Below are 7,454 nucleotides of genomic sequence, written 5' to 3'. Positions count from 1 at the left end.
TTAATTTGTCTTCCCTACTATTTTCATTATAGCATTTTTCAACCTATGCAATACAGTTCCTGTCCGCTCTTTAGCCTCACACTCATGGGGTAGCATTGAGATGTGAGGCTAAAGAGCGGATGAAGCTAAATATTAGCTCAGTATTCTAGCCTACAAACAAGGTGTCTCTAAACTTATAGCCAGTGGTGGCGATATGCCCTAGGCATTTGCCCTATAAGCAATCACTCTCTTGGTGCGGGTTCTCTACTGCTTTTAACAAGCGCTGGGTTCCACCCCATGTTTCATTTGGCTTCCTGATGGGGTGACAACCCAGTTGGATAGATAAGTAATAGATGCACCCTGACTAATTCCCTCAGCTAAGAGCAGAGTATATCCTCTGTAAGTGGCTGAGGTTTTTTTGTGTTGATATCAGTTTTTACAAAAGATTTATGATATAAATATTTATAATAGTTAACATTAAATAACAATAGACTACCTAGAGGCAGGAAAAATTAACTATGGGACTCTTAGGCAATTTGTTCAACTCTCAGACCAAGTACGTTGATGAAGACAGCCAGGACATGGAACAGTCCATAGAAGCTAACCAGTCCCAAGAGTATTTCTTGGACACAGATGAAGCAAAGACCATGGGAAACATTGACTACATGCGCACCCCTGTTAAGGTCAAGAAATCCTTTCCCAAGACCAAGACTGCTGTTTTAAGCGGTGAAGTGGTAGAGCAGACCTCCGCTACGGATAAAGTCACCCTTTCCCAAAATCAGACACCTATGGCCACTTCTGAGACTGCTTCCCAGTCTGGAACTAAATTAGAACAAAACGGTCAGGTAAGCTCTCAACCCCGTCGCCCTGACTCAAGCCTGGATCCGTTCCTCAAAATGGCTCAGGAGCTCAGAAAGGGTTAATTTACTGCTGTGTAGATTGACTCCAACTCTACAGGGCTTGATCAGATATTAACTGCACCAGCGGCAAATTTGATTTTGAGATAATCCTCTTCCATCTTGGCTCCTGAAGGTTTCAGGGCAGCTAAAGCTTGGGGGAGGACTAAATTGCGGCGATGGTTACCAATGCGAACATTCAATTCATCTCCTGTTTGAGTAAGCTGTATTTTGTCTTTGGGGATACCAGGTAGGTACAGTTCTAGGCTGTACTCATTTTTATGCTGTATTACTCTAATGGTGTTTTCTTGGTAATACACTTGAGTGGGATCTTCTGAACCATACAGAGTTTCTTTGAGACGCTCCAACGCTTCAATACCGCACATCTCTTGGGAATAGAGGGGAACTTCTTTAATGGGTAAAGGCCGGAAATTGTCGTGAATTTCTTGGCGGTACTGTTGCTGATTTTCTTTCCAGCGTTGGAAAAATGGGTCAGTTACTTGGTCAGGAATAATCCGATTGGCAACAACTAGATCAGTGGCAACGTTGTATAGGCTTAAGTAAGCATGAGCTCGTAAGGACTCCTTAATCACCATTCTCTCAGGATTAGTAACCAGACGCACTGATGTTTGTTGGTTGTCAGTGAGTACCTTCTCTAGGGCTTCAATTTGTTCATAAAACTCATAGGGAGCATCCATGACCTCTTTATCTGGTAAAGAAAAGCCAGCAATGGGTTTGAATAACGGTTCAACCAAAGGTCTCAGAGCAACTGACATACTTTGTAGTGGCTTATAAAAACGGCGCATATACCAGCCACTGACTTCTGGTAAGCTCAGTAACCGTAGCGCAGTACCAGTGGGAGCTGAGTCAATAACCAGAACATCGAACTCGTCTTCATCGTAGTGACGTTTCATGCGGACGAGACCGAAAATTTCATCCATACCAGGAAGAACGGCTAATTCTTCTGCCTGTACCCCATCTAAGCCCCTAGCTTGCAGCACTTGGGTAATGTAACGCTTAACCGCTCCCCAGTTTCCTTCCAATTCCATCAGAGCGTCAAGTTCTGCTCCCCAAAGGTTGGGGCGAACTAATCGGGGGTCGTGACTGAGTTCAATATCAAAACTATCTGCTAGGGAGTGAGCTGGGTCAGTACTCAGAACTAGGGTTTTGTAGCCTAACTCGGCGCAACGCAAGCCAGTAGCAGCGGCTACAGAGGTTTTTCCTACTCCTCCTTTACCGGTCATCAAAATTACGCGCATGGTATGCTCCAGCTGTTCTGAGAAAAGTTTAGATTTATTTACTTTACATTACTGTACAAAAGCTGCTTAAGTACGTCCAGGCGTGAACAGTCCCAATAATCTATATGAGAAACAATTAATCCCTCAGCATTCAGCTTTAACTCGCTCCAGCCAGGAATAGTCATTCGCGGTTTCCAGGGTAATGGCGTAGTCCAGCTCAGAGTCCAGCGGGTTTTTATTGTATCTCCTGACTGGGAAATGTTTTGCAAATCTAGATGGGGCTCAAGGAACCAGCGATTGATAAAGGCAATCATTTGTTTGTAACGCTCAAGCCCGCGAAACTGGTTGAGGGGGTCTTTAAAATAGACGTCTGAGGCGTAGATGCTATAAGTTTGGTCAGCTGGGAACCTTTGATAGTCTTGTTGGATAATTTGGGCTATGGACTGACGAATCTCTTGTCGGTCACGGTCTTCAGTGTTATTATACCGATTTGTATTCATACGTTGTATTCATACAGGTATTAATAACCTAATATATTTCGTTATTTAGTTGTGAGTCGTACTGGCATGTTCAAACAAGGCTTTTTCAGCAATTGCACCTAACCCGACCGAATCCAGAAGTTTGTTCCAAGCTTCTGCCAAGTTCTCGTCATTGGGGCGCTGCCTTCGCAATTCTACCAGAGTCGTTAATGTTTCGTACCAAAGCCGATCATTTGCGTAGATCACAACACGCTGTTGGGGGGTTGCTTGTTTTAAACGCTCCGCTAGGTTTGGAGCTTCTTCAACTCGCTTGACCCCACCATCAATATAGATATTGTTTGACGAGTCGCCGGGATCAATCAATCTTACCTGCCAGTCATAGTTCTGATTAACTTCTAAGGGAGGTAGGTTAACAAAGGTAGGAAGCGTTATACTCCTAATTCCATGATTTACCGTATCCGGTAAGGGATACTTGACTGAGTAAACCTCCTTTTCATAGGCATCTTTCAGCACAAACTTTAAATATAGCCCTGATGCTGATTCTATACAGGGCATATACCAAGAGAAAGTGGGGTATTCAGCAACCGTTGTTCCCATCCCAGAACTGGGAACCAACGCTACAGGATTTTTCAGGTTTGATTTCTGGCATTTGGTAGCCTTAGTTCCTCCAGGACCCCTAGTTCCTCCAGGACGTCCGAGATCAGAGGGTGTACCATTTCCGTCGTCTGAAGGTGGATCATATTCAGATAAATAACTTTCCCAGTGGTTCGGTATCTTCTCAATCAGTTCCCTGCCTAGGGAAGAACTCGCCTGAGCTTGTACCTGGGCTGGAAGATTGACTGCCAGACTGAAAGCCAAAGCAACCGTTAAGAGCGTAAATTTTGATGAACGTGTTAACCAAGCCATGATAAAACTATTCCCTGGTAGAGCCAAGTTTCTCTTAAGTAAGCAGGATAAGTAACAAGTATGGCATAACAACAGCCCTTCGAGGCACCCGTAACCCCTATAAGAGGATCAGGTTTTCATACCTTACCTGCCTCATTTTAACAATAACTTCAGGTATTTGAGACATCGCCACTATAAGCTTATAATCTTGTCGAAATCTTCATCTGTTCTTCATCTGATTTACTCATGATTATGAATTCAGCTTCATTTTTGAAAGAGCGACAAAAATTCGACAAAACTATCAGACCAATTGGAGCATATGCCTTGCAAGGTATAGCATTTTGGAGAGAAAAAATAATTGCTATCGACTCGATAAAGGGCTATCTCTTAGAAATTGATCCCTTCACAGATAACACAAGGATTTTGAATCCAGAACGGGACTCAGATTTGGTCGGTGTGAGTGGTTTAGCCCTGGCAGGAGAAACCCTATGGTTAACGCTACAAGATAGTGTCTATTTTTGCCATATCAATGATAATTTAACCCTACAACACTTTGTTGATTTGCCTTACACCGCTAACGGAATCGCTGTTAAAGATTCAACTGTTTATGTTACCTGTAAAAAAGTTGGATATATTATTATTTATAGCAGCAATACAGGTCATGATATTACCCGGTTGCGTTCTCCCGGAGTTGGCATTGAACATATAACAATCCGCGATGAAGAACTGTGGGTATCGGATGACCAAGAACAGACAGTTTACTGTCTTGATCGAGCAACTGGCGAAATTCAGTTCAGTGTACTCACCCCCTTTGAAAATCCTACTGGCTTAGCGTTTTGTACTGACCCCCAGACGGGAGACGATACCCTCTATGTTGCTTATGCAACTGAGGAGGCTTACATCCGGGATAACCCTAACGCTGATCCTAATTATGAATTGCAGTATCGCGATCGCACTTTTATTCATCCGTTACACTTTACCTACAATCCGGAAGGTCGCTATGCACTCTCCAATGGCTATTTAATCGAAATGTCCTATGTCGAGGAACTTGACCCCCTCAAGGATATCGAGTTGAATGATTTGGAATGGCGAATTGCCTTGCCATCGGAAACTGACCGACAAAAGGTCTCAAAAGTCGAACCTGTGGGTATACCCTTTACTATAGACGTTCAAGATGGTCAGCAAGTTGCCGTTTTTAAGTTTGACAACCTCAAGCCAGGGGAACGCCATATCTTTGGTTGGAAGGCACTCCTAGAAGTCTGGAGTATCAAGTACCGCCTGACACCACGGGATATGGAGGGGTTGCCTGAGTTACCGCCAGAATTTCAGAACCGTTATTTGGTCGATGATGACAAGTTAGCCATGGATACAGAAATCATCCGCCGTTCGGCTAAAGAAGCAATTGGTAGCGAAACGAATCTGTTGCGGCAAATCTACAGTATTCGCAATTATGTCTACGACAAACTTTCCTACCACGTGACCCCTAAAATAGATACTCCAGACATTGTGCTACGAAGGGGTGTGGGGTCTTGCGGGGAGTATTTGGGAGTATTGCTAGCTTTGGCACGCCTTAATGGGATCGCGTGCCGCACTGTTGGTCGTTACAAATGCCCTCCCCATCCTGACCAAATCGGTATTCCTTTGGTACCAGATTTTAATCATGTTTGGATGGAATTTTATATCCCAGGAATCGGCTGGCTACCCATGGAATCCAGTGCTGATGATACGGTTGAAGGGGGTCCTTATCCCACTCGGTTTTTGATGGGTCTTGCCTGGTACCATATAGAGATCGGTAAAGGAATTAAGTTTGAAATCCTGAAGAGCCAAGGGGTGCCTGTGAAAAAGGAAGATATTTCCATTGGTGAGTTAGCCATTAATCATGTGCGGTTTAAGATTGTGGCAGAATTGCCCAGTGGTAGTGCTTCAATCGAACAATAAGGACTACTGCTGGCAAGGGTAGCCGGAAAGAAGTGGGTTGGAGGGGATCTAAGACCAAATCAAGGACGTAACTCCTAGACTTGGGCTACCCCCGTGATTTCAGAAGCGTACACCATACCTGCTGGGATTGGTGTGCGGTAGTTCACTATAGGTTAGGGGGAAATTGAGTCATGGATGTTATTCCAGCTATAGACTTACTTGAAGAAAAATGTGTGCGGTTAGTCCAGGGAGACTACCAGCGTGCGCAAGTATTTAACGATAACCCAGTCGAGGTAGCGAAACAATGGGTTGAACAAGGTGCATCACGGCTGCATGTGGTTGATTTGGATGGCGCAAAACTGGGTACGCCAGTGAACACTAAGGCAATCGAAGCAATTGTGCAGGCGGTACCTGTGCCAGTGCAAGTCGGTGGTGGATTACGCTCCCGCTCCGGAGTGACTCAACTGTTGACTCTAGGCGTCGATAGAGTCATTATAGGGACGGCAGCGGTGGAAGACCCTTCCCTAGTAGAACAGCTTTGCACTAAATTCCCAGGGAAGATTGTAGTTGGTATTGATGCTCGTCAGGGATGGGTGGCCACTCACGGTTGGTTAGAAACCTCAGAAATTGCAGCAATTGACCTAGCTGAGCAAATGACTCAGCTGGGAGTAACTACGATTATTTACACCGACATTCACCGGGATGGAACTCTGTCTGGACCAAACCTAGACGCTCTAAGAGAACTAGCAAGCCATATCTCGATCCCCGTGATTGCTTCTGGGGGTGTCAGTTCAATCACTGACCTATTGAGTCTACTGACCCTCGAACCTCTAGGGGTTAGGGGTGTAATTGTTGGTCGTGCGCTTTACACCGGAGATATGTCTCTCAAAGAAGCTATTCAAGCAGTCGGTCCTGGAAGGTTACAAGATATCCCTCTAGATATGGGCTTTTCTAGCTTTGGTTGATCACTCGTCAATGGAAAAATGGAAAATTGATCTGATTCGAGCCAAATACCCCATGATCAGTTTTTCATTCTCAGGGGTAATATTTTAAGATAATAATTTGTCTAATTGCTTCCTGATTACACTGTAAAAGTTTAGTAAAGGGGGAAAGGGCAAGGAATTCCAACCATTGACCTTTTCCTTTTTATATTTATAACTGAAATTAAAGACAATACTACTAAACTCAATTGCCTTCTTCAAGTGTTATTTAGCTAGGCAGGAGGACAAGGTAATGGGGAGATAGGTAGATAGTGCTACCTATGAATGTAACTTGGTACCAGTAAACACCATTCCCCTAACTTAACCATTCCTTCATTTTATCCGGATATTTGATAAGTTTTGCGTAAAATTTTCCAGTTCTAGTGTCAAAAACTAGTTTGTTAACACAAACTAACTACAGAGCTGATGGTTAGTGGCAACTACTGAAGGTATGATAGGGGAGCGATTAGCCATAGGTTCAGTTACTCTTGAACATAACTTAAACCAATAAATAAAAAGGCACATATAGAGATGGGCAATAAATCAGAGCTTTTCCCACAGGGGAATGGTAAATATATCCACTCACAGCCCGTCATCTACCACACTAGAAACTCAAAATACTATCAGGATGGGCGTAAGCTAGAGGAGATTTGGACGATCATACGGCGTCGCTTTTTAGTGGCTGCTGGTGTAGCAATTACGATAACAGCTAGTATTTTTGTATGGACCTCTAATCAGAAACCTCTGTATGAAGGCAAGTTCCGGCTGCGTCTGGAGCCTCTGACAGCACAGGATCATGAAAATCAATCGATACCAGGTTTTGAAACCTTGGCTTATAAAACCCAAATGCTGGTACTGCGTAGTGAAAAACTCATCACTCCCGTGATTGAGGAAATAAACAAGCGCTATGGCAAAACTAGCTACAAGTCTTTAGTCAAGAATAATCACCTGAGGATCAAACATATTGAAGGAACTAGTGTCTTAGAAGTTCGTTACCGGGATAGTGATCCTCAAAAAGTTCACTTTGTTTTAAAGCAGCTTGCCGATAATTATATCAAGTACTCCCGCAACAAGAAGCAA

General features: G+C 43.8%; 6 protein-coding genes and 1 pseudogene. 4 read left to right on the top strand and 3 right to left on the bottom strand.

The window, feature by feature from the left end; all coding sequences use genetic code 11:
- The first annotated feature begins 497 nt into the window (after positions 1–497).
- Complete coding sequence (locus F6K20_RS16915) at positions 498–902, top strand: hypothetical protein (RefSeq protein ID WP_008189474.1); 405 nt, start codon at positions 498–500, stop codon at positions 900–902.
- A 41-nt stretch (positions 903–943) separates the two neighbouring features.
- On the opposite strand, the gene F6K20_RS16910 is transcribed toward F6K20_RS16915, so the two are convergent.
- The 3 genes from F6K20_RS16910 to F6K20_RS16900 are packed head-to-tail and all read right to left on the bottom strand — an operon-like array spanning position 944 to position 3,498.
- On the bottom strand, positions 944–2,134 hold the full coding sequence (locus F6K20_RS16910) for a TRC40/GET3/ArsA family transport-energizing ATPase (RefSeq protein ID WP_044495167.1): 1,191 nt from the start codon (positions 2,132–2,134) through the stop codon (positions 944–946).
- 38 nt (positions 2,135–2,172) lie between these two features.
- Positions 2,173–2,613, bottom strand: coding sequence for a C6orf136 family protein (locus F6K20_RS16905; protein WP_008189478.1), 441 nt, complete (start codon positions 2,611–2,613; stop codon positions 2,173–2,175).
- Between the two features lie 45 nt (positions 2,614–2,658).
- Entirely contained in the window at positions 2,659–3,498 is an 840-nt protein-coding gene (locus tag F6K20_RS16900; protein ID WP_008189480.1) for a DUF928 domain-containing protein, read from the bottom strand.
- Between the two features lie 231 nt (positions 3,499–3,729).
- On the opposite strand from F6K20_RS16900, the gene F6K20_RS16895 reads away from it, so the two are divergent.
- The 3 genes and pseudogenes from F6K20_RS16895 to F6K20_RS16885 all read left to right on the top strand — a co-directional run.
- Positions 3,730–5,415, top strand: a complete 1,686-nt coding sequence (locus tag F6K20_RS16895) for a transglutaminase-like domain-containing protein (RefSeq protein WP_008189481.1) — start codon at positions 3,730–3,732, stop codon at positions 5,413–5,415.
- A gap of 170 nt (positions 5,416–5,585) precedes the next feature.
- Entirely contained in the window at positions 5,586–6,359 is a 774-nt protein-coding gene (hisA, locus tag F6K20_RS16890; RefSeq protein ID WP_008189482.1) for a 1-(5-phosphoribosyl)-5-[(5-phosphoribosylamino)methylideneamino]imidazole-4-carboxamide isomerase, read from the top strand.
- A gap of 546 nt (positions 6,360–6,905) precedes the next feature.
- Positions 6,906–7,454: pseudogene (locus F6K20_RS16885) on the top strand (protein tyrosine kinase); the annotation flags it as partial.

The organism is Moorena sp. SIO2C4, from assembly GCF_010672485.1.
Classification (GTDB): domain Bacteria; phylum Cyanobacteriota; class Cyanobacteriia; order Cyanobacteriales; family Coleofasciculaceae; genus Moorena; species Moorena producens.
This window is presented reverse-complemented; position numbering and strand designations above follow the sequence as displayed.